Origin of the sequence: Enterococcus sp. AZ071 (assembly GCF_050499065.1) — a bacterium.
Lineage (GTDB): Bacteria > Bacillota > Bacilli > Lactobacillales > Enterococcaceae > Enterococcus_A > Enterococcus_A ferrettii.
Genome location: NZ_JBIPAS010000002.1, coordinates 17,003 through 40,984, shown reverse-complemented (window position 1 = coordinate 40,984; position 23,982 = coordinate 17,003). Strand labels below are relative to the sequence as shown.

Genomic DNA, 23,982 nt, shown 5'->3' with positions numbered 1-23,982 from the left:
TTGGCTAATCCCTTTCTTGTGATTCGCTGGAACTACTGGAGCTGCCAGAAGGAGTTGAACTGCTGGAAGGTCGGGTAGTATCCCGAATATTCAATTCTTTTTTCAGATCTTCAATTTGCTTATCTAATTCTTTGCCTTGCTCTTCAGTTGTTGTAATATCACCTTCAACACGATCAACATCCGAGGTTAATGCAGCTTTTTCCTGAGCGTACTGAGCTTCTTTACTGCGATAAACGCTAGTGTACTGGCTGGATAATGTTCCACCAGCGGGTTCTACATTTTGGATCAAGGCCCAAACCTGTTGCGCATACTGGTCAAAGGTTTTCCAGTTGTCTTGCGTGTCAGTTACAATCAATTCAAATTTACTCAACGTTTGAATACGATCGGCTAATAGCTGTGTACTGAAGCTGGAGGCTTCAGATACCATAGGACTGTTCAGCTTTTCTGCAATCAGTTCATTGGCCTTTGTTTTAGCAAGTGCATCAATGTTTTGAGTAGTAGCCTGCAAAGCATTTTGACGAGTAGCTAGCACTTGTTTTGCCTGACTGGAACGGGTAACCAATTGTCCATTTTGGTTAGTAACTGAAGCAGGCATTTGGAAGTCGACATCTTCTTTACCGTTGTTCAACAAATCCATCGCTTCTTGGAAAATCTGCCGAGTCGCTTTACCAACTGAGGCGTTATCCTGAGGCTGCGGTGTATCATCACCGGCCCAAACAGCAACGGTGTAGTGCGGCGTTGCCCCAACTGTCCATAAATCTTTCGCTTCATCTGTTGTACCGGTTTTAATTGCCCAGTATTGATTATGAGCTAGATTCGTATCGGTAGCTGTACCATTTTCTTCCTGATGGACCGCCTTCATGGTATCGATCGTTAGATAAGCGGCATCTTCGCTGTATACTTTTCTTTGTGGTGCATCATTCAAGTTGAAGACTTCCTGGTCATTATCTTTGCGTTTAATACTTTGAATATTAGTAGGCATTCGATAATTCCCTTGATTCACCAGTGTTGAAATACCACTAGCCATTTCTTGGGTGGTCGCACCATAGGTCATACCACCGACTGCAATAATTGGATTGTCATCAGCGACATCCAGTCCGGTAAATTGCATTTGTGCTAATGGTTGATAGACTGGTTCCTGCAGCTCAGTTTGATTATCCATTGCTAACTTGTAGGCTACCACATTGGACGACATAGCCAAGGCATTACGCAAGGTTAGATTTCCTCGCGAGCCCATATAAATATTATTCGGATAATTATTGTTTGGGCGATCATCTGATACGGTACTAGTTTCTAAAAGTCCTCGTTCATAAGCTGGAGCAAAAGAAACCAACGGCTTAATCGCTGAACCGGGCTGACGATAAGAAAGGAAGGCCCGATTGTAGGTATTCCCTTCTTCACCGCGACCACCAATACTTGCTACTATACTACCAGTACTGTTATCAATCACCGTCATGGCCGCTTGTTTCACATAAATATTCTTTTCAGAATCCATATCCGGCCAGCTTTGCATCACTCCTGTTAGGATTTCCTGCAGCTGCTGATGAATAGTTGGATCAATTTTGGTTTGAATTTCATAACCACCAGATAAAATTCGTTGATACACTTTATTGTAGGCATCAAGGTATTCTTGGTTGTAGCGGTCTTCTTCTTCTTTGCTGTCAAATTGATATTGAAAGCGGAAATCTTGCTGCTCCATCAAAATTTTCGTTGCTGAATCGACTGCTAAGGCAACTTCATTATCACCTAGATCATTGTTCAAGGCATCAGAATGAATGCTGGCATTAAAATCATCTTTTATCGCCTTATTATAGTCATCATTAGTAATATATCCTTGGCTCAACATCTCACCGAGAATAGTCTTACCTCGTTTCATCGCATTGTCCTTATTGCTTACTGGATCATGCAACCCCGGATTGTTAGTAATCCCGACTAAAACGGCTTTTTCTAGTAAACTTGTGTCGTTAATGGACTTGTTAAAGTAGACACGAGAAGCAGCGTTAATCCCATAAGCACCGTGACCGAAATAAACATTATTCAAGTAGTACTCAAGAATCTGCTCCTTAGAAAACTTCTGCTCCAAAGATTGAGCCATAACCATTTCTTCCACTTTACGAGAAATCGATACTTCCGGTGTTAAATAAATATTTTTAACCAGCTGCTGAGTAATAGTAGAGGCTCCCCGGACACCGCGGCCTAATGCAGCATTCAAGGCGACCGTCAGTAATCCTTGAGTATCAACCCCGTGATGTTCATAGAAACGTTTATCCTCAATAGAAATTAAGGCTTCCGAAACTAACGGGTCCATGTCTTTGTAACTAAGGTAATCCCGTTCTTGGGTTTTCAGCTCTTTAATTACACCGCCATTTACATCTAAAATAGTAGTTGGTCGAAATTGCTTAAAGTCACTTTCTTGAATAGCTTTCGCTTGTTGCTGCCCAGCATCTACTGCAGCTGTAATTACTTGTCCATATTGCCTTAAGAAGAAAATACTTCCAGCAACAACGGCAATTACCATTAAAGTCAAAGCTGCAATCGACACCTTAGTTACTCTCGAAAGTCCGCCTGAAGGTCTATTGGACTTAAAATTTTTGTTTCGTTTAGTTGCCTCTTTTTTTGGTTTCTGACGCTTTTTTTCACCTGACAGAAGTGGCAACACCAACTTCTGTTTTTTTTCATTTTTGCGTCGATCTTTTCTTCGTTCTGCCATGTAGCTCCCTCAAGAAATCATTTTCTTCTAGTTTAATAGATAACAGCAGGAATGACCATGGAAATTGTCACTTTACTATCAAAAATTTAGAAAAATTAAGTAAAATTCCACAATAATCTGCTGAGGGGGCTTGACGAAAAGGGCAAATGTCGCCACAATGGGAAAGGAAAACAAAACGAGGTGAAAAATGAAGACCACAAAAAAATGGTTAATCTTTTGGGGCATTCTAGCCGGTTTATTTGTCGCAACCTTTGCTATTATATTAACGGGGAATTTTCCTCAGTTTACTATTCCCTTTAGTGTGTTCGCCAGTGACGAAAAGGAGCAGCAGCAGGCTGAACTGCCTAAGCTTCCAGCATTGGCCTTAAAGGATGTCAATGATCAAGAGCTGTTAAATGCACAAATGGATAAGATTAATGCCTTAAATGAAGGACTGCAGCAGCCAGACAGTTTAGCTAGTTCGCAGGATTTAGAACACATCTTTTTGACTGTTTTCGGAAATGTAGCTGATACAAAGGTAGTTTATGAGCTTTATCGTAAAGTATATCCTATGATTAGCTCAGAAGAAGCGGCATTTGTTCAAGTTGAATTAATTGGTTTTGGTCAGACTTTGCAGGACGAAGATATCGTGACTAACCAACGCCAGCAATGGACCTTTACCTCAGCCGATGGGACGCGAAAAGATTATCTAGCCGATATCACGTTTAATACTGAAGAATTATTGAGCATGTCAGTAAGTGATAGTACAGATACTACTGCTTTATTGATTACGTCAGATGATACTTACCTCGATCGTTCTGCGGATTTCGAGACTACTTGGTCAGATGTAATTGCTAGTGGATCAGATGAGCGATTGTATCAACAAATGCGTAAATCAGATTTGAGTCCGGATCAAACAGAATTCGCTGCGTTGGAAAAAGAAGTACCTATTAAAGATAAAACAGGCTTCTTTGACCTTTATGTAGCAACTAGGGGAGACTTGCGACAAGCCTACTTAAATAGTTTCCAACATTCTAATAGTCCAACTGATGGAATTACAGACTACTATTTCCAAGTACCAACTTCTCAAAAGGCTGCTGATACTTACAAAGTTGAATATGATCGTTTGCAGCAAAAAATCAATTCAGTCACTAAACAATAAGTACAAAAGCTGAGCAAGGTAAAAAACTTGTTCAGTTTTTTATTTAGGATAAACAAGCAGACGTTTAAAAGACTTTTCGAAATGTGTAAAACAGGATTATGGTAATCAATTGGTTAACTAATTGATTTCTTTACTGATCTATTTGTCAGCGAAGACACAAAAATAGACACTGCCAAACATAGACTTTTCTTGACTAACTCAGAGAGTTAAAGTAAATTATTTTTGTATCAGAGGCGAATAGGGATATTCGATACTTTAAAAGACTTACTAGCTAAGAAGGGAGCAATTTTTTGATTTCATTTTTAGTAATCCTCATGTTGCTTTATTTTATAAAAGAGCAATTCTCTTACGGATCCGTTAACAAGGTAACGTATTATTTTTTACCACTCTTTTCTTTATTGCAGGTAGCGTTTCACTTTCATTATTCGCGAAATAATTTAGTTGTTTTACTCTTCTGTTTTTTGACGGGTTCCCTAGTGGGGTATTATCAAGCAAAACATGCAAAGATAAGGCAACATTTAATCCCAGTGTATGTTTACTTTGAAGAAAATGGTCAAAAAAAGAATATCTATAAAAATCAGGTGGCAGTAAGAGGTGGTACACATTACTTGATCGGTTGGTGTATCATCTTTATTATTCAATTAGCTATCCAACTAATTTTGACAGCAACTAAAGTGCAATTGGGTTCTACTCTTTATGAAGAATTACTTGAAGACTTATTTTCTATTTATAGACTGCAAGACTTTGAGAAAGGGGCACAAAATTGGTTTACGTGGTCTCTATATGGATTTTCCAGTTTGTCGTATCTTTTATACTTGTGCAAAAGAAATGTAGCTGTTAAAGAAATCCTTTTTCATACAAATAAAGAGATAATAGAGTAGTTATGCTCTTTGTATTTAAAAGATTTTCCGTTTTCAAAAACCTTCGAGAGATAACATACAACTTTAGAATGTTTGGAGCTATTTAATGAAAATAATCCCTGCATTGATATTGAAGAGGAGGACGAGAAACCGTTCCTAGCTGCTGAAAACTGTGGAATTAACCTAAAATGTACACTTTCCCAGAGTATTATTTAGTAGCCAATGAACTTGATAGGTATTCTATCAGTGACCGAACGAAAGGATTGGTTTACCAAGGAAATCAGTTAACCGTCTATCCACAAAAAAACTAACTTTGCTGTACAGCAAAAAAATTGGTTGCCTACACCAAAAAGGTATTATCGACCACTTTTCCATATTTATTTACCAAAAGACACCTTTTTTGCTGAAAACTGTGTGTTGCCAAAAATCGAGACGATCAATTAAGATGTGTCCGAAAAATCAATAGAGATTGGCATGCTCAAGTCAAAACGACTGAAGCACTTTGGCATGCTCGACTTACTAGAAGAACGATAGGCTTCTTAGAAAAAAACAAGCGACACTCGATTTTCCTCGGCTGGGACGACAGCTGATTAATAATGCTTTCTCAGGTTCATCGCGTGGCACCAGATTTTGAGACCATAAGTATCGAAGACACATCACTTTTAAGTGAACATCTAACTCAGATAGATTTGGATTATGTAAACTTAACAGATTGTTTGTTTAATCAAGTTTATAACAGAGAAAGACTTTTAAAAGTTCTTTTTGCTTAGATGATTTTTTTGAAGAATCAAAAATCCTTAAAAAATCCATACCAATCAAAAAAACTATGTGATACTATAAAAGGGAGAAAATGAAAAAAGAGGATTGACTATGAAAAAGGGATTAGCGGTTTGCTTATTGTCTATTTTATTACTACTCACTGGTTGTCGAGTAGAAGATGCGGCACCAGCACCAAAAAACACTACTTCTTCAGTAGAAGTAACCATACCTACCAGTGGAGAAAATGAACGTCAATATCTTGCGGAGCTCATGCAAGAATACAGTAATGCAGCTATTGAACGACATGATTACGAAACTTATGATCAGCTGTTCAAAGAAGATCTAGAAGCTAGAGATACGAAACAATTTAAAAAGGGCACAAATCTACAGTTGATCGGTTCTCATGTAGATGATGTAGAGAGTAAAAAATGGCATGGCTATTTTATCCCAAGTGAATAAATTGATGCATGATTGAACGAGAGTTTGATCATGTTTTTTTGCGATTAAATAAGGATGTAAAAGCATTTTTACATCAATTCAAACGGTTTTTGATTTAAACTAAAGACAAAAGAAGAGAAAATGAGGATAAGCAGATGGAAGTTGGAGAAAAGCTAAGAGAAAGAAGGAATATTCTGCATATGACACAGGACGAGGTTGCCGAAGCATTGGGCGTGACCCGGCAAACGATTTCTAATTGGGAAAATGGTCGCAGCTATCCAGACATTGAAAGAATCATTCGTTTGTCAGATATCTACCAGCTGTCTTTGGACGAATTACTGAAGGGAGACAATAAAATGGTGCATCAATTACAAAAGAATACGCAACAAAACCGCTTTATCAAAACGTTCATTTTATTATTACTAGTAAACGTACTATTAATGGTCGGTTTGATGTTAGCAAGTCCGCTAAACAAAATTATTTGGATCTTGCTTTTTCTCTTGTTAATGGCAAATACCTTTAGCATCTTCTACTTAATTATCAAGAAAATCTAAGGAGGCTTTATCATGAACACTAGAGATATTTTGGTTCTGTTTTGCTGCGGCATGATTCTAATAGGGAGCACGTTCCTTTGCTACTATCTTTATTCGTTGGTTCTAATCGATGCGAAAGCACGTGGATTGGAAAGACCCAAATTTTGGGCACTGGTTAGCTTGGGCGGGCAATCGGGTGGTGGACTGCTGCTGTACTTGTTTAAGCGAAGGAACTATGACGTTCATTTGACACCACAGGAGCAAGCTGCTATGGATCAATTGAAACGAAAAATTTTGGCAATTTTTGTGATGATGTTTCTCGCGGTTATCTTTTTCATCTTTGCCATGATGCCAAAAATGGTTTAAAGCAAGAAGCCATCCGCTCGATGTTTTCGGGCTGATGGCTTCCTTTTTAGGCAAATAGCAAACTAATCGCGGCTAACACACTACCGACAATTCCGAAGCCGATAACCAAAGCGACTTTGATCCAGAAATCCTTGCGGGCATTTTTCTTCACATCTTTTTCACTTAACGTTTTGCCATCATAAAAAGCGACAATTTGTGAGTAGGTTTTTAGCTGAAGATTTTTTTTCAGTTTCTCAACCTTGAGGGCTGCATGCATCATAAACACTGCAAAAAGCACAGGGATTACCAATCCGGGTTTTCCTAAATAGCGAATACTAGGACCGATTGATAGGATTGTTCCTAGCATGCCGAGAATCATTAAAGCAGTCCATTTGTTCCATTGCTGTTTATCCAATTCTTTTCGCATCATTTCCACGTCTCCTTTGACTAATTCATCTAAAGTTACGTCAAAAAGAACACTCATTAGCAGTAAATTATGGATATCAGGATAGCTACGTTCATTTTCCCAATTAGAGATGGTTTGTCGGGAGACATATAATTTCTCCGCCAGCATTTCTTGAGAAAACTGTTCGCGTTCCCGATATTTTTTGATTTGCTTACTAAGATTCATTTTTTTCGCTCCTTTGTATCCTTAGCTTAAAAGATCGAGAAAATTTCCGCGATCAAAGGTCTTTATAATTGTGCCATTTTAATTGTCAAAGGTTTTTGACAGTTTGATTTGACGGGTTTTCACTCTAGTTTAGCGTTCTATCAAACCAAACGTCAATCATCTCTTCCAAACAAGCAATAGAAAGGACCATTTAGGAAAAAAGGCATTTATCTTTTGGCTGTTGGGTAGAATAGTCAGGGAGGAGGGAACTATGATGAGTGACAAAAAAATTTACATTATATCCAAAGGAATCGGAGCTCTCTTCTTTTGTTTGTTTTTTTCTAATATGCTTGCTCCTGAGTTTGTGAGTCGGTACCGACCAGTAGTCATCCTCTTTTTCATTTTCTTAGTTGGAGGATTTATGTATTATCGATATCTGCAAAGAAACCTCAAAAAGGAATTGGCTTTGGAGGAAAAAAAATTTAAAATGCGGCAAGAAAAGCTGCAAAATGATCTTACCGAAACGATAAAGGAATTGGGCACCATACAATCAGAAATCCTTGATCATCGTCAAAAAGTCGATGACAGAGCAAAAAAAGACCATGATATACGATAAAATAGATTGTAATTTGATTAGATTTAGAATAGAATCGGGTTAAAAAGGGAACGGAGATTCAATATATGTTCATGTCTTTTAGTCGAGTGATGGAATTTTTTCTTTTAAATAGTCTCACCCTTTTAGTTTTTTATGAAACTAAGCAAATTAATTAACGGATTTTAAAAACATCACAACCATTCTCTATGACGAGCACTACTGTTTTTATTGGTGATGAGAGGGAAATATTGAAGGCGTTACAACTATACTAATAAGTTATTACTATATTATGTTCATTTTGGAGAGGAAACAATGGAAAAATTTTTGACGTACACTTTAGGAATGTCTATTTTAGAAAGAAAAAATTTACTTACTCATTTTGTCTATGAAAATAATTTAGATGAATATGATAAATGGATATCAAAAGCAAGTCTTCTGAGTGAAAAACATCATGATAAAATATTAAGGTTTTTAGGAATGAATAATTGCGAATTCAATAGCTGTATATCGAAGTTGGATTTTGATAGGTCTGTCTGCTTAAAAAAAGAACTTTTGGAAAGTACTTGGTTTAATTATCACACCAGTCTATTTAAAAAGGATATGCCTATTCAAAATTATGAGTTGAGAGATGTATTGAGGTTCCACATAAATGCATTTAAAGTTCATTGTTTAAATGTCATTGAACAATCCAATATAGAAAATCTAAAAATCGAAAAGGAGGTAATTAATAGTTTATGTGATTCTTTATGTGATGAGCTATTTGATATTTCCGAGAATACTATAGTGTATGATTTTCAATATATGACAAAAAAATATAAGCTAAATATTTCAAATGAAAAAGAACATATGATATTGTACCTCGAAAATTTTGCTTTCACTAATAATGATGTATTTTCTTTCTTTGCCTCATATCCAGCTTTGTCACGATCTCTCGCAAATAGACTTAAGTATGTATGTGATAATTTCACGGCTTTCTATAAGGCTGTTTCGAATTCTTTAGGGAAATTGATAAAAAAATTTGATTTACAGCTACCCATAAGTATTAATAGTATAAAAGTTTCTCAAGGTGATAGTCACGACATAGGGAAATCTGTGCTTAAGTTCAGATGCAATGAAACAAATTTATATTTCAAATTTAAAAGCCTTGAAATTTCGAACCGATTTAATCAATTTCTCTCATTCATCGAAGAAATACAAGATGAAATCACTTTTTATAAGATAAAAAGACTAGTAGGTGATTCGTTTACTATTGAGGAAGAGATTATTCATGAAAATAACAAATCAGAAGAAGATATTGTCTATTTTTATAAATCATATGGCACCATATTAGCAATCACTTTTTGGTTACGTTCTACAGACTTACACATGGACAATTTAATAGCATTTGGAAAGTATCCAGTGATTATAGACACAGAAACGATAATACAGCCTAATAAAATCGAAAAAAAAGACATAGATTCCAGAAAAGGTAGATTAGAAACTCACAGTATTCTTTCTACGAGTCTAATACCTTTTTCTAAGTCAAGTGAAGAAAAAGTTGTACTAAATGCTCTTACAGGTGGGCTCGGACAGAATTCCAAAAAATCAAACGAAGATTCTTCGTCCATTGAAAGTGAAAATATACCTTTGCTTAACTTTATGATGGTAAATCCAAGAGATTATTCACAATATATTGAAAAATATTTCTTTAAGATGAACGCATTGCTCATGAAGAATAAACATAATGTCATTTGCCAGATCGAAAAGATTTTTAAAGATGTTGAGATCCGTGTTTTATTTCGAAATACAGAAGAATATTATGAATATCTTTCTTTTATCCGCCATCCTAGTTGTTCGGTAGACTATATTGAAAAAGAAAGAGTATTGATGAATCTTTGGGGAAAAGATAGTATATTAGGAAAAGTTATTCCTTATGAGTTTGATGCTTTACAGATTCATGATATTCCTAGATTTTATACAACTACCACCTTGAAAAGCATTTATTATAATGGAAAAGAATTAAAGAATATCTTTTCTAAAAATGCTTTAGAAGCCACAATCGGACATATTAATCAACTGACTCAAAAACAAATTGATTATTCTTTTTTATTGCTTAAGGAAAGCCTTGGAACACTTTCTATTAGAGAGTGTGAAGTAAAAATTCCCAATAATAACGAAAAGTTATATTCACATAGTTTAAGAAAAGCGGTGAATATTGGTGATATTATTGTGGATCAAATTATGATAACAGAAGGAATGGAATATTGTGATTGGTATACCATTGTTCCTGTTAGTTTCAAAAAAGCTACAATTGTATATCCAACATACAATTTATATAACGGAATATTAGGTATATACGTTTTTCTGAAAATTCTTAATGAGTACTACCCAAAGAAAAAATATTCAGACATATCAAATATACTGGAGATAGAAATTCAAGAAAATATTAATGATGGAAATTTCCAGAGTGCATATTTTGGCGAGGGAGGAAAATTATTTAGTTATTTTATTTTATGGAAATTAACTGGAGAAAACTCCTATGAACTTTTAGTTGAGGAAGCATTGAGAACGTTACAGTTAGACTCTAAGAAATCTCAAGTGAATGAGTGGCTAGGTGGAAGTGCTAGTTTAATTGTTTTACTAATAAGAATTTACGAAATGAAGCCTTCGAAAGAATTGAAACAAAAAATTATTGATCTATCAACTGGCATTTCGTGTAAGGAAATGAAGGACGGCAGTTTCTCTCATGGCTATGGTGGTGTACTCTACTCACTGATAGAATCGAGTAAAATGCACGAAGATTCAACAATACAAGAAAAAATAGTATGGTATAAGGAAAAGTTTAATAATCACATTCTTACAGAGCCAAAGATTAGTAATTCTTGGTGTAGAGGAGAAGCGGGATTCAACATTGTTTTTGATAAGCTTGAAAAAAAAATACCCAAAACTGTTACAGTCAAAACTAATAGCAAGGAAAGCTGCATATGTCACGGTAGTTTTGGTGCTAATAATTACGTAGACAAAATATATAAACCGATTTATTTAAAATCAAATAGTCAATTTATTCCAATAGATTTTTTTACCGGATTATCTGGAATTGGTTATCAAATCTTAAGATTATCTCTGAAAGAAAAATCTAGTCTTGTCGATGTTTTGTCAATAAAATAATGTTATTAAGGGGATAGTCCCATTAATAAAAAGTATAACAATTTGAAGGAGGAAGAAAGACATGAGAGAAGTAGGATTTAAAGAGATTTACAACCAGATTTTTGACGAAATGGACAATTCGGTAGGGATTACTATTGAAGAAGCGATTGAAAACGAAAATTATGAAGGATTACTATTCAAAAAAGAGAGATTATTTATATGGGACTTACTGACCAGTAAAGCGTATCGTTGCAAATAATAATAAATTAGAGCTAATAAATAACTGATAAAAAGCGTAACGAATTTTTCGTTACGCTTTATTTAACGTGTTCTGATTGGAGTAGCAAGCTTTCTTCAAGCACCGTTGTACATAAATAAACTGCGCTGCTAATAGTAGGAACAGCAAACCGGCAATCATGATTGCTCCAGTTTCTTCGCTGATCCGATTGGAGGCAAGAATAGGAACCGCAATGACAAACTGAATTATCCCAGCCAGCCAGCTAAATTTTTTTGCACGAGTTTGAGCTAATTTCCAACGTTTCCAGCTGCTGACAGCTAACGTTGAACGGAATCCTAGCACTGAATGACACCGATAACGATTATTTGACTTGGCGATGTCAAAGCTAAATGGGAAAACAACTCACCAGAAAACGCTGGTTACAAACAGTAGAATCCAGTCCATCATACGCTTTTGCCTCTTTTCTTCCTTTGAAATTACAGCAAATATTAGCACATTCTAACCTACATTTAAAGGATATCATGATGAGAGTTTTATCATTCAAATCTTACATAACTAGGAACTGCTATTTTAGTAAAAAATTGATTAGCTTACTAGTTATTACGATGGCTTATTCTCCCAAAAATATATCGATTTTCGTAGTTTTTTCTGTTCAGACTCAGTTTTTTTATAATAAACAGATAGAAAGAAGTAGATTACGGCAACAGCAATCAAGCTCACAGTCAAGTTGGGAGCTAGGGCAGGAGCTTCTGTGATAAGCCCCAAAAAATGGCAAAGAATTTTTAAAATATCAAATCCTAACCCCACAAGGGCAAAAAAGATAAGTAGTTTTGCGGTTCCCACAATAGATTTATCGTGACCCCATTTCTCTTCCTTGGATCCAGTTGTTTCTACTTTATGGTTCCAATAAACTAAGGCGATTAGGATGGTCAAATTGACAATAGTAGAGATAAAAGCGTTCATTTTTGTTTCCTCCTTAAATATAGTTTCTGGTTAAAGTTTAGCCTCCTTAAGTCAAAAAAGGAGCAAGATTTCCTAAATGGTTCATTTTTTTACCTAATTGACAAAAAAAGTTCCCCTCGTTTAAATGATTTTTGAAGGTCATTGGTTCATTAGTAGAGAGTAGGGAAGGAGGAAAGGTTTTCGAACCAGAAAAAAAGAAGGATTTTGGCAGCGGGTTTGTTACTATATAGTGAGGAATTAAAGGAGAGGGGTGATACTTATCAAGGATTATTTGTTGGTTCTTAAAATTAAAAAGGGCGATCCAGAGGCGTGGGAGTTTTTGGTAGAGCGTTATTATCAGACAATTTATTCCTATTGCTTTAGAAGATGTTTCGGACAGATTAAACTGGCAGAGGATTTAACACAGGATATTTTCCTTAAGCTGATAAAAAACATCGATAGGTATCAGTTCACTGGGAAATTTTTCAATTATCTATTTACGATCGCAGTGAATACCTGCAATAACTATTATAGTAAGAAAAAATTCAACACGACAGAATTAGCAGACTACCTTCCAGATCAGCGGCAAAAAAGCTCCTTTCAGCTAGTTAGTGAGGAAGAAAAGACGGATGAAATCCAGCAAGCCTTAAACCAGCTGCCGGATATTCAAAGAGAAGCGATTATTTTGAAATTTTATTATGACTTAAAGGTAAAGGAAATTGCCAAGATGACAGAAGTCAGTGTTCCTACTGCTCAATCTAGGATTAACCAAGGGATTAAAAAGTTAAGCAAACTGCTAGATAAGGAGGCTTTTTACTTTGAATGAAGAAAAACTAAAGAGAATTGTGCTTCAGCAAAAAATTGCGACTAACGATGAAGCCAAACAACAAGTGATTACTGAAGGCAAACAACTGATGGAACAGCAGCATTATACTCGTCAGTCATTTTTCAGTTTGTTGGAAATTACTTTGCGCTTTATTCCAGCAACAATCTGGATCAGGCAAATTGCACTATTCATAGGAATTGTAAGCTTTTTAGTTGTTATCCAACATGAAGGGTATAGTGACTCTCATAATTTGAGTATTTTGATGGCTGGTTTAACGGTATTGGTATCGTTCTCCTTATTGCTATTTACAGATGAGTTGCTGAAAAGCTTCTCCTATGGTACATGGGAGCTGGAGCAGACCCTAAAATACAATCTGGATCAGCAGCTGTTAGCTAAATTTTTGCTTTTTGGTTTGTTTGAGTTGGTCTTTATTATTGGGATTTCTCTGATTGGACAAGACTTTTTGATGCTAGCTTTTTGGAAATGCGCGTTGTATTTGCTGGTACCGATGAACTGCTGCACTATCGTAGTATTGTCAGTTTTAACGACTTGGAATACCCAAAGCTTCCGAATCTTACTGTGGTTGGTTTCTGGTGCAAGTGTTGTAGTGATTTGGGGAGTTTTAAGTAAATTTGATTTGTATGAGGCGAATATATCTATCTGGATCATCAGCTTTTTAGCGACTAGTCTGATAGTAACCATGATTATTTTAAAAAGTACAAGAAGAATTGGAAGGGAAATGACATGAAGCTGGAATTAATGAATATTACTAAAAAATATGAAGGAACCGTCGTTCTGGACAATGTTTCCTTCAGTTTGACTCCTGGTGTGTATGGACTACTCGGCTCCAACGGCTCAGGAAAGACAACTTTATTCCGTATTATTTGTGGATTGATTAATGCCGATGAGGGAGAAGTCATGTACAATCGAAAAAATACGGATGCTAACAGCCAAGAATTTCGCACTATTTTAGGTTTTTTGCCGCAGGATTTTAGTTATTATCCCGAATTTACAGCTATGAAATTCATGCTGTATATTGCTGCTTTGAAGGGTCTTAATCCTACAGTTGCTAAACACAAAAGTAACGAATTGTTGGACAAGGTTGGGTTGGAAGAAGTAAAAAACAAACGAATTAAGAAGTTTTCCGGAGGGATGAAGCAACGCTTGGGAATCGCTCAAGCGTTGCTGAATGATCCTGAGGTTTTAATCTTAGATGAGCCTACCAGCGGTTTGGATCCCAAGGAACGAGTACGTTTTCGGAATTTAATTTCTTCGTTTTCCCAAGAAAAAATTGTGATTTTATCCACTCACATCGTTTCTGATGTGGAATACATCGCGGATGAATTGTTGGTTTTGAAAAAAGGGAAGTTAAAAAATCGCGGTACGGCGCAGCGCTTGATTCAAGAAATTGAACATTTTGTCTGGGAAGTTGAAGTAAGAGAAAGTGAAGTAATGGGTTACGAGATGACCTACACCATCAGCAATCAAAAAAACACGGATCGTGGTACCATACTACGAATTGTAAGTGAAACGTCTCCAAACAAGCAGGCAAGACAGGTTTTACCAACTTTAGAAGATCTGTATTTATATTATTTCAGAGAGGAGGTTTGATTCGATGCTACAATTAATTAAATATGAAATTCAAAAGGTATTGCTGAATAAGGCAATTTTGGGAGCATTCGTGGTATTTTTGATTGTCTTAGGCGGGATTTTTCAGATTTATTTAGTGAATTCACGGATGCATAGTAGGCTTGAAGGGGACATCTCACGCAGCGCAGCTGTTCAAAAAAATAGTGCTATCACCGCTAAGTACGAGGGGGATCTAACCAGTCAAAAAATCCACGATACGCTGGTTGATTACAGTGAAGAACGAGCAAAAAATCCAAATTCAGATTTTTTCGATATGTATTCTTACTACACGATTACTACTTTTACTAAAAATTCAGGGGACTTATTCACTCAGATTTACGATGCTGCACAAGAAGGAAAAGTTTTTCCGATCAAACAGTCCCGTATCAAAACTTTGGATCAAGTCGGATTCAATCAGCCAGAAAATGGCTATCTTCAAACGGGTAATTTTCCAAGCTGGTCCATTCTAATGGATGCCTTAGATCGAATATTTATACTAACGTCACTTTTGATTATCTTCCTGTGCTCGACAATTTTCTCTAATGAGGTATCAGGAGGGAATATAGGGCTGCTGCTGTCAACTAAATACGGTCGTTCCAAATCAACAGTAAGTAAACTGGCTGCGGCAATGCTTTTAAGCTTAGGAATTTTTCTATTTGCTCAGCTCGTGACGATTATTCTTTTCCAAATTATTTTTGGGTTCAGCGGTTGGAATGTTAGTGTTCAAGCTAACTTAATGTGGCGATTGTATGATTTTCCTTGGTTTATTAATCTTCTGCAAGTGTTCTTTTTGACTAGAGGTGTTCAGATTGTCAGTGTTTCAGCTATTGTGGCAATGACCTGCTATGTTTCAAGTATGACCAAATCACCGTTTAGTTCCTTAGCTATTTCTTTAGGTGCATTTTTTGCACCGGAGCTTTTACTAAGAGTTTTTAAAGAAGGGGTCCCAGCGAAGATCTTACAATTATTTCCGATTAATAACTATGGATCATTAAAAATACTCCAATTGATTCAGCTGAAGGAAGGCTTTCTATTTGGCACAGTACTAATGAACTTGATTGGGGTGCTGATTATTTTCCTTCTAGCAAAAGGGGTATTTGACTGGTTGGTTTACTGGCGAATGAAACGTTATCGAATCTCCTAATTGATAAAAATTAAGCGAATTTCCATTAGGGAAATTCGCTTTTTGTATGGAGAGTTTGTTATAAATAACCAAGAAACTAAAGCTGTGGTGTACTATTGAAACTAACGAATACTTGAAAAAAGCCCTCTGAAACGAAAGCAAAGGGGGCAATATATTAAATAGAGATGTTCTACATAAAAATTAAGGAGATTCTTAATGACAAGGTTATGAACAGTTGGAAGACTTATCCACCGTTTCAAAAGTCATAGGTATGGTGAAGGCATGACTTGTTGCAGAGTTGAATTTGGCTATAAAGTTTGCACGGTGAATACTGGAATAATTTTAACAACTACATAATTCTTCAGAAAAAAAGTAGATGATTGCTCATCTACTCTTCGATTGCCAGCATCACGGCACCGGCTGCTCCTAGGACGCCTAGAACAGTTAAAGGAGCTTTTTTGAAGACAACGCCTGATGTAATCAAACCAATTCCTAATAATCCATTGGTAATTGCAGAAGAAGTTTTCATTTTTTTGCTAGGTCGTGGCAATTGAATGGTCAGTCCCAGTTGTTTAGCTGCTTTCTCGAAATAATTTGCTGTTTCATTGATCATTTCATATTCCTCCTGTATTCATCAATTTAGTCAAATAATTCATTTACTAAGGTATCCGCCATAAAATTAAATACATCGAAATAATTGTAGATGGCTGCAATCGTTTGTTTTGTGGTAATCGTCGAAAGTAATGAACTAAACACAGCATAAGATTTTGCACGCTCGATTTTAGGTTTCAAATTTGCTGCTTGCAGCGCTGATTCAAAAAATTCCAGACTGTCAAATTTCAATGCATGCATTTCTTCCTCTGACAATTTAGTGACAAATGCTCGGAAGTCAGGTGTGTTCACATCATATAGAAAAGGTTTGCGATCGAATTCGCGAAATAGCTCTTTCAAAGCTTCCGCAAAGCCACGTTTATTCGGCTGCTTCATGACCGTTTGCATAAATTGCTCCTTCAAACGATTTTGTATAGTCAGCGAAGTTTCGTAAAAAAGTTCCTCTTTGGTGGTAAATAGAGAATAAAAAGTGCCAATTGCAATCTTAGTTTTTGTACAAAGTTCTTTAATGCTTGTTTTTCTGTAACCTTGCGAAATCCAAAGTTTTTCACAAAGAACTTGCAGATCGTACTTGAGCCGCTCTTTGTCCTCATAAGACAATACCGGTTTTAAAGGCACTTGAATCCTCCTTTGTTGAAACATTCTTTATGAATATTCGTATAAAATATTCATAAATTAATTTTATCACATTTATCTTAACTGTCAATCTCCCATTGCCATTTTTAACTAGGTTTTTGTTGCCTAATATAACCATTAAATTAAACTCTCTAAAATGTTAGTTTCATTCTAAAAACTGAGCATTATTCTGAAAAGAACCGTACGAGCAGAAGCATATACGCTAAAATCAAACTAATTAATCCTAATGAAGAATTTACAAAAAAGATAGTAAGGAGGGGCTCATGGAACCTATTAAGCGAAAAGGTGCTCGTACGACGAAAGAAATACCAAAAAGTACACTTAAACGATTAAATCAAGGTGAACTAGAAAGTGCAAATGTGGTTGAATGGTTTGCCATAGATCGCCGACTGTTGTTAGAACAGGTCTTGGTCAAGCATGATCGGGAAAAGTATTTACAGCCTATTTTAGAAATGGTTGACTCTTTGGAGAAACAAACTAGTAACCTGATAAGTGAAACGATTGGCGCAGGATTGCTTCAACAAACCATACTTTATGACGACAAAGAATTTTTCAAAATTATTTCTCACTACTCATCTGATCTGGTTCGCAGCTGAGGAACGTTTATGATTGGGAAAAATACAGATTTAACTCTTAAGCAGATGCTGGAAAAGATTCGTCCCTTTGCTGCTGACGTTCATTTTAATGTCAGGGAAGAGGCTTGGACAGCGGTTAGACCTAGAATTATTGCCAACTTAGACGAAAGTATTCATAGTTTATCAGAATGGAGTCTGTCTGAGAATGACAGTCTGCGACGGTTTGCCAGCGAAGTTACTCGTCCTCGTGGTGTATGGTGTAAACACATTGAGGTTTTAAAAGAAAATCCGCAGCAGGGCTTAGTGATTCTTGAACCCCTCAAGTCAGATCCATCTAAATACGTACGAGACAGCGTGGCAAACTGGCTGAACGATGCCAGTAAAACTCAGCCAGAGTTTGTAAGGCAGGTATGTCAATGCTGGCAGGAGGAAAGTGAAACAAAGGAGACGCAGTACATCATAAAAAAAGCTTTAAGAACAATCAATAAATCTAAGAATTGAGGAAGGGATCTATTATTTCACCATAATAGGTCTTTTTTTATTATCTTGAAAAATACGACAAGTGGGCTGATGAATATGCTATTATTTTTATAATAAAACAAAAATGGAGATAAAGACGTATGAAAAAAGTACTAATTATTGAAGACGATGCTGAAATTAATCACTTGCTGCAGGTAATATTGCATAAAAAAAATTGCCAGGCAACTGCTGCGTATTCTGGAACGGAAGGATTACTTCAATTGCAGCAACAGTCTTTTGATTTGATTTTATTGGACTTAATGCTGCCAGGGATGACAGGGGAAGATGTTTTACAAAAGATCAGAGCAACTAGTTCTGTTCCAATTATTGTCTTATCTGCCAAAAAAGCCATTGAGGATAAAGTTCAGCTGCTGAAAAACGGAGCGGATGATTACATAACCAAGCCTTTCAGTGAAGATGAGGTTGCTGTTAGGATCGACGTACAGCTGAGGCGGATGATTCACAGCAACGAGCAAGGAAAAAGCTGGCGAGAAATTCGAGTAGACTCCTCAAGACATGCCGCAACGATTTGCGAGAAGGAATTGCAGCTAACAAATGCTGAGTTTGACATCCTTTGTTTATTTCTCGATTATCCAGAGCGGGCTTTAGCGAAAAGAGAGATTTACGAAAAAATTTGGCGAGGCACTTACGTCGGGGATGACAATACAATTAGTGTTCATGTGTCTAACTTAAGAAAAAAGATCGCAAAAGAAACAACAGAGGAATATATTAAAACTATTTGGGGAATTGGGTTTGTGCTGGTATAGCTTCTTTATGATTTCTTTATGAGTTGCTTAAAGCTTATTCACGGGAAATAAACTAAAGTAAAGCTAACAAAGGAATGAAGGAGTTGAAGCCATGGCTGTTGTCATCACTGTAAATGGATTAACGAAGCACTATAAAACAGAAGCCGCCGTTGAATCACTGGATTTTACCCTTGCTAAAGGGGAAATTTGCGCCTTAATTGGTAAAAACGGTGCAGGAAAATCAACCTTCTTTAAAATGCTCTCCGGACAGCTCCAGCCGACGAGCGGCGAAATCCAACTTTTTGGCAGCTCTGAACCGGCAGAGTCTCGTAGTCGGATTGGTTTTCTAATTGAGGAGCCGCCCTTTTTTTCAGATTTCACAGCACAGCAGAATTTAGAGTATTTTCGGATTCAACGTGGGGTAGTTGAAAAGTCCAAGATTACTGAGGTTCTGGAACAGGTTGGACTTACCAATCAGGCAAGAAAAAAGGTTCGGGAATATTCAATGGGAATGAAGCAACGGCTGGGTTTAGCGCTATGCTTGCTGGCTAGTCCTGATTGTCTTGTTTTAGACGAACCGACAAATGGCTTGGATCCAGAAGGTATTAATCAAATCCGTCAACTGTTGCTGGAGCTGAACCAGCAAAAGCAAGTGACTATCCTAATCGCTAGTCACATTTTAAAGGAATTGCAGCTAATTGCCACTCGCTACGTTTTTATTCATGAAGGAAAACTCATTGAAACGATTAGTCAGGCAGAATTACAGGAAAAATGTCAAAAGCAGTTGAAGCTGAAGGTGAATCGAAGCGACCAAGCTGCCCAATTATTGGAGCGTAATTTTCCGAATATCCAGTATCGTTGTTTATCCAGTGGTTGGATTAGTATTCAAAATCACTTAGAAAACAGTGCAGAGATCAATCAACTCTTAGTAAGTAACGGTGTTTCCATCAGTGAATTAAGGATAGAGGATTTGAAGCTGGAAGACTATTTCTTACAACGAATTGGGGAAAGCTGACATGATTAATTATTTGGCCAGTGAGAAGTATCGTCTATTTCGTAGAACCGCATTTTATATATCCAGTGTAGGTTATTTACTGATTAGCTGTGGGATTACGGTTGTTTATAAGAATATGTCTGATAGTTTTTTTGAAACCACTTGGCTATTCTATTTTAGCAATTTGTTAATAACTGTCGTGATCAATTTCTTTATGGTAGTACTTTTCAATTCTTTATTAATGGGAAAAAATGATGGGGTATTAAAACAGACGCTTGCTTTTGGGATTTCTAAACAGACGATTTTTCTAGCTAAATTATTGATCACGCTAGGTGTTTTATTGGTTGTATTTGCAGCGGGTGTAATACTGACAGTGTTTTTAGGAGAAACTTTATTCACTGCTGATCCAGGAATTTTAAAGGATTACTTCATTTCTATCAGTAATTTTTTACCACTGTTTATTAGCATGTTTGTCTTTGGACATGTACTAACAATGCTTCAGATTAGTCAGATTTTTAGGATTCTAGTTTTATTTTTTAGTTATACTTTAGCAGGAGAGCTGCTGTATGGAATTCTTCGCTTGTTTGTCAAAAATGAGCAGTTATCTTACTATTTTCCTTCCAATCTATTGGCTGAGGTCGTTAATCAATTTTTTGAGGGAAGGGTCTCGCCAATGCCGGAAAACTGGATAGCGGGCGGTATCGTAGTCGTTTTATGTTTAATTATCGGGTTGAGCTTGTTTAACCGAAAAGGTTTTTAGTGATAGAGAGGGTTGAAGATGTTGGTGAGTTGGATTCTATGTGGCATATTTTTGGTTCTTTTCGTCAGTAGCGTTCTGCTGATCCAGCTTTACCGCTGGGATGTTAGAAAAATGACTAAGCAGTTGGAAGAAATTATTGCCGAGCTCGGCACCAATGAACATCTTCGAACAAATTCTCGTAACCAGGAACTTAATCTTTTTGCGAAGCAGGTAAATAATTTAATCACACAGTTTAAGCAAGAACAACAGCATGAGCAGCAGCAGTCTAGGAAGCTGAAACAGGAAATCACTAATATTTCTCATGATTTACGAACCCCCTTGACCTCAATTAAGGGCTTTTCTGATCTGCTGCGGGATGAGAATCTCAGTGAAACTGAACGAAGCGCTTATCTAACGATCATCCAGCAGAAGATTGACGATCTAACTAATACAGTTGATCTATTTTATGAGCTTTCTTGTTTAGAATCATCGGATCAGCCAGTTCAACTAGAAGTCCTTTCATTAGAAGAAATTTTAATCCCCACTTTACTGACTTTTCATCAGGAGCTGGAGAGGCGTCAATTGGAAATTCAGATTGATGAAACGAATCTAATGGAGCTGATCAAAGGAGATAAAAAAACAATCGAACGAATTTTCATCAATCTCCTGCAGAATATTTTGCGGTATGCCGAATCTTATGTTCAGCTGTCTATTCAAAAGAATTCAGGATTTCTGATTCTCCAAGTAAAAAATGATACCGATCAACCCCACTTGATTGATATGGATAGAGTATTTGAACGAACCTATACTGCTGACACCAGCCGGAAAAACGGACAATCTGGTTTAGGCCTATATATTGTTCGGTTACTGGCCGAAAAGCAAGGTGGCAAAGCACAGGCATTTCTCGAAAACAATTCCTTTGTACTTGAAATTTATTTTCCGAGAAAGTAGGGTGCGTATGTACAAACAATTGGTCTTGAATGACATCAAAAAAAACAGACTAATTACCGCAACGATTACCATGTTCATTTGTTTAGCAGTTTTATTAACTTCTTTAGCGGCAGGACTCGCTGTCAACTTAGCAAGTGCCATTGACCATAGTATGGAACAAGCCAAAACACCTCATTTAATGCAGATGCATTCAGGAGAAGTTAACCAAGCAAGACTGCAACAGTTTGCTAAAGCGCAAGCCAATGTTCAGGCGGTTCAAACGAGTCCTTTTCTAAATCTTGAAGGATCAGAAATTACGATCGGTGAGCATACTTTGAAGGATAGTATCCAAGATAATGGAGTAACTATCCAAAGTAAAGATTTTGATTATTTGTTGGATATAGAAGGCCAGATTATTCAACCAAAAAAGGGAGAAGTTTATGTTCCATTATACTATCTAAAAGAAGGACAGGCGAAGCTAGGGGATCAATTATCCATTCATGGAATATCTTTCAAGGTTGCTGGATTTTTGCGTGATTCACAAATGAATGCAGCACTGATCTCTTCAAAACGGTTTTTACTTCATCCTGCCGACTACCAGCAGCTGGAAAAGTTCGGCAGATTAGAAACATTAATTCTTTTTCGATTAAAGGATCCTTCAAAGATATCTGATTTAGAAAATGCGTATGCAGCAGCAGGTTTAGAATCCAATGGACCGCCTTCGGTCAGCTACCAAAATTTCAAATTGGCTAATGCTATTACTGATGGAATGATGATAGGTGTGCTAGTTATTATCAGCCTCCTGGTTATATTAGTTACCTTTCTGTGTATTCGCTTTACATTATTAGCAAAAATAGAGGAAGATTATCAAGAAATTGGTGTCTTAAAAGCCATAGGAATCCGCGTTTCCATGATTCGTAAAATTTACTTGGCAAAATATGGTGTGCTTTCTTTATTCGCTGGAATTCTAGGATTTGTCAGTGCTCTAGTGCTTCAGCAACCTTTGATGGAAAACATTCGGTTATATTTTGGAGAAAGCAATAATGGCATGCTAAGTGTAATGTTCAGTTTATTTGGGGCAATCCTAATTGTCAGCAATATCTTACTTTATACTAACGGATTAATGAGACGATTTCGTAAAATATCAGCGGCACAGGCGATTCGGTTTGGTGCTCCTAAAGAGAAGACCGGAAGAAGCAGCCATTTCACCTTAAGTAAAAATCATCTTTTTTCCACCAATGTCTTTTTAGGAATCAAAGATGTTTTGGTGAGGAAAAAATTGTATCTGACGATGCTGATAGTCGTGATTATTTCTGCTTTTCTAATGATATTACCTAGAAATCTTCATACGACTATCTCATCAAAAAGCTTTATGACTTATATGGGGATTGGCCGATGCGATTCACTGATTTATCTTCAGCAGACAGATAATATTCCTGAGAAGACAAATCAAATAGCTAGTGATTTAGCGAAGGATCAAACCGTTGAAAACTATGCGGTGTTAACTAGTTATATGTTTGATGTCGCCATGCCTGATCAAACAACCCAACGTCTAAAAGTTGAGCTCGGAAACCGTACACAGTTTCCAGTGGCTTATGGAAAAGGGACAGCCCCTAAATCAAAGGTACAAATAGCCTTATCAAATATGGTAGCAGATGATTTAGAGAAAAAGGTAGGAGACACACTGGAGCTATTAGTAGCTGGCAAAAAACGAACCTTGACTGTCAGCGGTATTTATTCGGATGTGACAAACGGCGGAAAAACCACCAAGGCAATCTTTGATCCGCCCCAAGAAAAGGCTCATGTGATTGGAAGCTCTATCCCAATAACCTTTAAAAAAGCAGAAATGATTGATGATAAGACAGAAGAATTTAAACAACGATACGAATATGCCTCTGTCGCAGACATTGATGAACATATTCAACAAACATTAGGCGGAACCATCGCAGGAATTCAAACGGCTTCTTTGATTGCCATCCTGATTACGGTCTTCCTGATCTTTTTAGTGACGATTCTGTTCATGAAATTACTGATTGCAAAAGATCGCTTTTCAACAGCTATCTTAAAATCAATCGGCTTTGAGAATACGAGTATTCGCAAGCAGTATTTTGCACGTTCTGGCGTAATTTTGATTTTAGGGGTGCTAACCGGAACACTAGTAGCGAATACACTGGGAGAATATGTTAGCGTGGCTTTGATTTCTTCCTTTGGTCTTTCCTCGATTCACTTTGAAATCAATCCATTCTTTGCCTATTTTCTCGCACCGTTAATTATGGCAGCATCTATCTTTATTGCTACATTAATTGGCACGAGAGACATTGGTAAAATCACTATACCTGAATATATAAAGGAGTAA

General features: G+C 36.7%; 25 protein-coding genes. 19 read left to right on the top strand and 6 right to left on the bottom strand.

All coding sequences use genetic code 11. The features are described from left to right. Positions 1 to 4: 4 nt before the first annotated feature. Entirely contained in the window at positions 5 to 2,710 is a 2,706-nt protein-coding gene (locus tag IGI49_RS18855; RefSeq protein ID WP_429966028.1) for a transglycosylase domain-containing protein, read from the bottom strand. A 187-nt stretch (positions 2,711 to 2,897) separates the two neighbouring features. Between IGI49_RS18855 and IGI49_RS18850 the strand changes: the two genes are divergently transcribed. The 5 genes from IGI49_RS18850 to IGI49_RS18830 all read left to right on the top strand — a co-directional run bounded on the left by IGI49_RS18850 (position 2,898) and on the right by IGI49_RS18830 (position 6,807). Continuing rightward, positions 2,898 to 3,851 (top strand): hypothetical protein, encoded by a 954-nt coding sequence (locus IGI49_RS18850; RefSeq protein ID WP_429966029.1) that lies wholly within the window; start codon positions 2,898 to 2,900, stop codon positions 3,849 to 3,851. Positions 3,852 to 4,141: 290 nt separating this feature from the next. Then, positions 4,142 to 4,732: a hypothetical protein gene (locus IGI49_RS18845; RefSeq protein ID WP_429966030.1), complete on the top strand. Its 591-nt coding sequence runs from the start codon at positions 4,142 to 4,144 to the stop codon at positions 4,730 to 4,732. Between the two features lie 849 nt (positions 4,733 to 5,581). Next, a complete protein-coding gene (locus IGI49_RS18840; protein ID WP_429966031.1) occupies positions 5,582 to 5,929 on the top strand; it encodes a hypothetical protein in 348 nt (115 codons plus the stop codon). Positions 5,930 to 6,063: 134 nt separating this feature from the next. Continuing rightward, entirely contained in the window at positions 6,064 to 6,462 is a 399-nt protein-coding gene (locus IGI49_RS18835; protein WP_429966032.1) for a helix-turn-helix domain-containing protein, read from the top strand. 12 nt (positions 6,463 to 6,474) lie between these two features. Then, positions 6,475 to 6,807, top strand: coding sequence for a hypothetical protein (locus IGI49_RS18830; protein WP_429966033.1), 333 nt, complete (start codon positions 6,475 to 6,477; stop codon positions 6,805 to 6,807). Between the two features lie 46 nt (positions 6,808 to 6,853). Here the strand turns inward: IGI49_RS18830 and IGI49_RS18825 are convergent, their stop codons facing one another. Continuing rightward, positions 6,854 to 7,417: a helix-turn-helix transcriptional regulator gene (locus tag IGI49_RS18825; protein ID WP_429966034.1), complete on the bottom strand. Its 564-nt coding sequence runs from the start codon at positions 7,415 to 7,417 to the stop codon at positions 6,854 to 6,856. Between the two features lie 253 nt (positions 7,418 to 7,670). Here IGI49_RS18825 and IGI49_RS18820 point away from each other — a divergent pair, with 253 nt between their 5' ends. The 3 genes from IGI49_RS18820 (at position 7,671) to IGI49_RS18810 (ending at position 11,376) form a co-directional block, all read left to right on the top strand. Beyond that, the gene (locus tag IGI49_RS18820) at positions 7,671 to 8,012 is read left to right on the top strand and encodes a hypothetical protein (protein ID WP_429966035.1); all 342 of its coding nucleotides are present in this window, start codon (positions 7,671 to 7,673) and stop codon (positions 8,010 to 8,012) included. A gap of 291 nt (positions 8,013 to 8,303) precedes the next feature. Then, positions 8,304 to 11,138: a type 2 lanthipeptide synthetase LanM gene (gene lanM / locus IGI49_RS18815; RefSeq protein ID WP_429966036.1), complete on the top strand. Its 2,835-nt coding sequence runs from the start codon at positions 8,304 to 8,306 to the stop codon at positions 11,136 to 11,138. 61 nt (positions 11,139 to 11,199) lie between these two features. Next, positions 11,200 to 11,376, top strand: a complete 177-nt coding sequence (locus tag IGI49_RS18810; protein ID WP_429966037.1) for a hypothetical protein — start codon at positions 11,200 to 11,202, stop codon at positions 11,374 to 11,376. Between the two features lie 51 nt (positions 11,377 to 11,427). Here IGI49_RS18810 and IGI49_RS18805 read toward each other — a convergent pair whose 3' ends face one another. Both IGI49_RS18805 and IGI49_RS18800 read right to left on the bottom strand, forming a co-directional pair. After that, entirely contained in the window at positions 11,428 to 11,697 is a 270-nt protein-coding gene (locus IGI49_RS18805; protein WP_429966038.1) for a hypothetical protein, read from the bottom strand. A 258-nt stretch (positions 11,698 to 11,955) separates the two neighbouring features. Then, entirely contained in the window at positions 11,956 to 12,318 is a 363-nt protein-coding gene (locus tag IGI49_RS18800; RefSeq protein WP_429966039.1) for a hypothetical protein, read from the bottom strand. A gap of 250 nt (positions 12,319 to 12,568) precedes the next feature. On the opposite strand from IGI49_RS18800, the gene IGI49_RS18795 reads away from it, so the two are divergent. The 4 genes from IGI49_RS18795 to IGI49_RS18780 are packed head-to-tail and all read left to right on the top strand — an operon-like array spanning position 12,569 to position 15,896. After that, positions 12,569 to 13,123 carry an RNA polymerase sigma factor gene (locus IGI49_RS18795; protein WP_429966040.1) on the top strand — a complete coding sequence of 185 codons (555 nt, stop codon included), beginning with the start codon at positions 12,569 to 12,571 and terminating at the stop codon, positions 13,121 to 13,123. Next, positions 13,116 to 13,871 (top strand): hypothetical protein, encoded by a 756-nt coding sequence (locus tag IGI49_RS18790; protein WP_429966041.1) that lies wholly within the window; start codon positions 13,116 to 13,118, stop codon positions 13,869 to 13,871. The genes IGI49_RS18795 and IGI49_RS18790 overlap by 8 nt, the downstream gene beginning before the upstream one ends. Then, positions 13,868 to 14,734, top strand: a complete 867-nt coding sequence (locus IGI49_RS18785; RefSeq protein ID WP_429966042.1) for an ATP-binding cassette domain-containing protein — start codon at positions 13,868 to 13,870, stop codon at positions 14,732 to 14,734. Before IGI49_RS18790 ends, IGI49_RS18785 begins: the two co-directional genes overlap by 4 nt. 4 nt (positions 14,735 to 14,738) lie before the next feature. Continuing rightward, the gene (locus IGI49_RS18780; protein ID WP_429966043.1) at positions 14,739 to 15,896 is read left to right on the top strand and encodes an ABC transporter permease subunit; all 1,158 of its coding nucleotides are present in this window, start codon (positions 14,739 to 14,741) and stop codon (positions 15,894 to 15,896) included. Positions 15,897 to 16,263: 367 nt separating this feature from the next. Here the strand turns inward: IGI49_RS18780 and IGI49_RS18775 are convergent, their stop codons facing one another. Both IGI49_RS18775 and IGI49_RS18770 read right to left on the bottom strand, forming a co-directional pair. Then, a complete protein-coding gene (locus IGI49_RS18775) occupies positions 16,264 to 16,488 on the bottom strand; it encodes a hypothetical protein (protein ID WP_429966044.1) in 225 nt (74 codons plus the stop codon). A gap of 26 nt (positions 16,489 to 16,514) precedes the next feature. Then, positions 16,515 to 17,105 (bottom strand): TetR/AcrR family transcriptional regulator, encoded by a 591-nt coding sequence (locus IGI49_RS18770; protein ID WP_429966045.1) that lies wholly within the window; start codon positions 17,103 to 17,105, stop codon positions 16,515 to 16,517. A 281-nt stretch (positions 17,106 to 17,386) separates the two neighbouring features. On the opposite strand from IGI49_RS18770, the gene IGI49_RS18765 reads away from it, so the two are divergent. The 7 genes from IGI49_RS18765 to IGI49_RS18735 all read left to right on the top strand — a co-directional run bounded on the left by IGI49_RS18765 (position 17,387) and on the right by IGI49_RS18735 (position 23,982). After that, positions 17,387 to 17,719, top strand: coding sequence for a hypothetical protein (locus tag IGI49_RS18765; protein ID WP_429966046.1), 333 nt, complete (start codon positions 17,387 to 17,389; stop codon positions 17,717 to 17,719). A 9-nt stretch (positions 17,720 to 17,728) separates the two neighbouring features. Continuing rightward, positions 17,729 to 18,199, top strand: a complete 471-nt coding sequence (locus tag IGI49_RS18760; protein WP_429966047.1) for a DNA alkylation repair protein — start codon at positions 17,729 to 17,731, stop codon at positions 18,197 to 18,199. 119 nt (positions 18,200 to 18,318) lie between these two features. After that, entirely contained in the window at positions 18,319 to 18,984 is a 666-nt protein-coding gene (locus IGI49_RS18755; protein WP_429966048.1) for a response regulator transcription factor, read from the top strand. 91 nt (positions 18,985 to 19,075) lie between these two features. Then, entirely contained in the window at positions 19,076 to 19,978 is a 903-nt protein-coding gene (locus tag IGI49_RS18750; protein WP_429966049.1) for an ABC transporter ATP-binding protein, read from the top strand. A gap of 1 nt (position 19,979) precedes the next feature. Then, positions 19,980 to 20,717 (top strand): hypothetical protein, encoded by a 738-nt coding sequence (locus IGI49_RS18745; RefSeq protein WP_429966050.1) that lies wholly within the window; start codon positions 19,980 to 19,982, stop codon positions 20,715 to 20,717. Between the two features lie 111 nt (positions 20,718 to 20,828). Beyond that, complete coding sequence (locus tag IGI49_RS18740) at positions 20,829 to 21,647, top strand: sensor histidine kinase (protein ID WP_429966051.1); 819 nt, start codon at positions 20,829 to 20,831, stop codon at positions 21,645 to 21,647. Between the two features lie 7 nt (positions 21,648 to 21,654). Then, positions 21,655 to 23,982: an ABC transporter permease gene (locus tag IGI49_RS18735; protein ID WP_429966052.1), complete on the top strand. Its 2,328-nt coding sequence runs from the start codon at positions 21,655 to 21,657 to the stop codon at positions 23,980 to 23,982.

Bases quoted from the DNA above. Each gene is read 5' to 3' on its own strand.
- IGI49_RS18745 (WP_429966050.1), top strand. From the start codon at position 19,980: ATGATTAATTATTTGGCCAGTGAGAAGTATCGTCTATTTCGTAGAACC.
- IGI49_RS18785 (WP_429966042.1), top strand. From the start codon at position 13,868: ATGAAGCTGGAATTAATGAATATTACTAAAAAATATGAAGGAACCGTC.
- IGI49_RS18735 (WP_429966052.1), top strand. From the start codon at position 21,655: ATGTACAAACAATTGGTCTTGAATGACATCAAAAAAAACAGACTAATT.
- IGI49_RS18775 (WP_429966044.1), bottom strand. From the start codon at position 16,488: ATGATCAATGAAACAGCAAATTATTTCGAGAAAGCAGCTAAACAACTG.
- lanM (WP_429966036.1), top strand. From the start codon at position 8,304: ATGGAAAAATTTTTGACGTACACTTTAGGAATGTCTATTTTAGAAAGA.
- IGI49_RS18740 (WP_429966051.1), top strand. From the start codon at position 20,829: ATGACTAAGCAGTTGGAAGAAATTATTGCCGAGCTCGGCACCAATGAA.
- IGI49_RS18800 (WP_429966039.1), bottom strand. From the start codon at position 12,318: ATGAACGCTTTTATCTCTACTATTGTCAATTTGACCATCCTAATCGCC.
- IGI49_RS18755 (WP_429966048.1), top strand. From the start codon at position 18,319: ATGAAAAAAGTACTAATTATTGAAGACGATGCTGAAATTAATCACTTG.
- IGI49_RS18820 (WP_429966035.1), top strand. From the start codon at position 7,671: ATGAGTGACAAAAAAATTTACATTATATCCAAAGGAATCGGAGCTCTC.
- IGI49_RS18840 (WP_429966031.1), top strand. From the start codon at position 5,582: ATGAAAAAGGGATTAGCGGTTTGCTTATTGTCTATTTTATTACTACTC.
- IGI49_RS18750 (WP_429966049.1), top strand. From the start codon at position 19,076: ATGGCTGTTGTCATCACTGTAAATGGATTAACGAAGCACTATAAAACA.
- IGI49_RS18765 (WP_429966046.1), top strand. From the start codon at position 17,387: ATGGAACCTATTAAGCGAAAAGGTGCTCGTACGACGAAAGAAATACCA.
- IGI49_RS18830 (WP_429966033.1), top strand. From the start codon at position 6,475: ATGAACACTAGAGATATTTTGGTTCTGTTTTGCTGCGGCATGATTCTA.
- IGI49_RS18810 (WP_429966037.1), top strand. From the start codon at position 11,200: ATGAGAGAAGTAGGATTTAAAGAGATTTACAACCAGATTTTTGACGAA.
- IGI49_RS18825 (WP_429966034.1), bottom strand. From the start codon at position 7,417: ATGAATCTTAGTAAGCAAATCAAAAAATATCGGGAACGCGAACAGTTT.
- IGI49_RS18855 (WP_429966028.1), bottom strand. From the start codon at position 2,710: ATGGCAGAACGAAGAAAAGATCGACGCAAAAATGAAAAAAAACAGAAG.
- IGI49_RS18835 (WP_429966032.1), top strand. From the start codon at position 6,064: ATGGAAGTTGGAGAAAAGCTAAGAGAAAGAAGGAATATTCTGCATATG.
- IGI49_RS18780 (WP_429966043.1), top strand. From the start codon at position 14,739: ATGCTACAATTAATTAAATATGAAATTCAAAAGGTATTGCTGAATAAG.
- IGI49_RS18760 (WP_429966047.1), top strand. From the start codon at position 17,729: ATGATTGGGAAAAATACAGATTTAACTCTTAAGCAGATGCTGGAAAAG.
- IGI49_RS18850 (WP_429966029.1), top strand. From the start codon at position 2,898: ATGAAGACCACAAAAAAATGGTTAATCTTTTGGGGCATTCTAGCCGGT.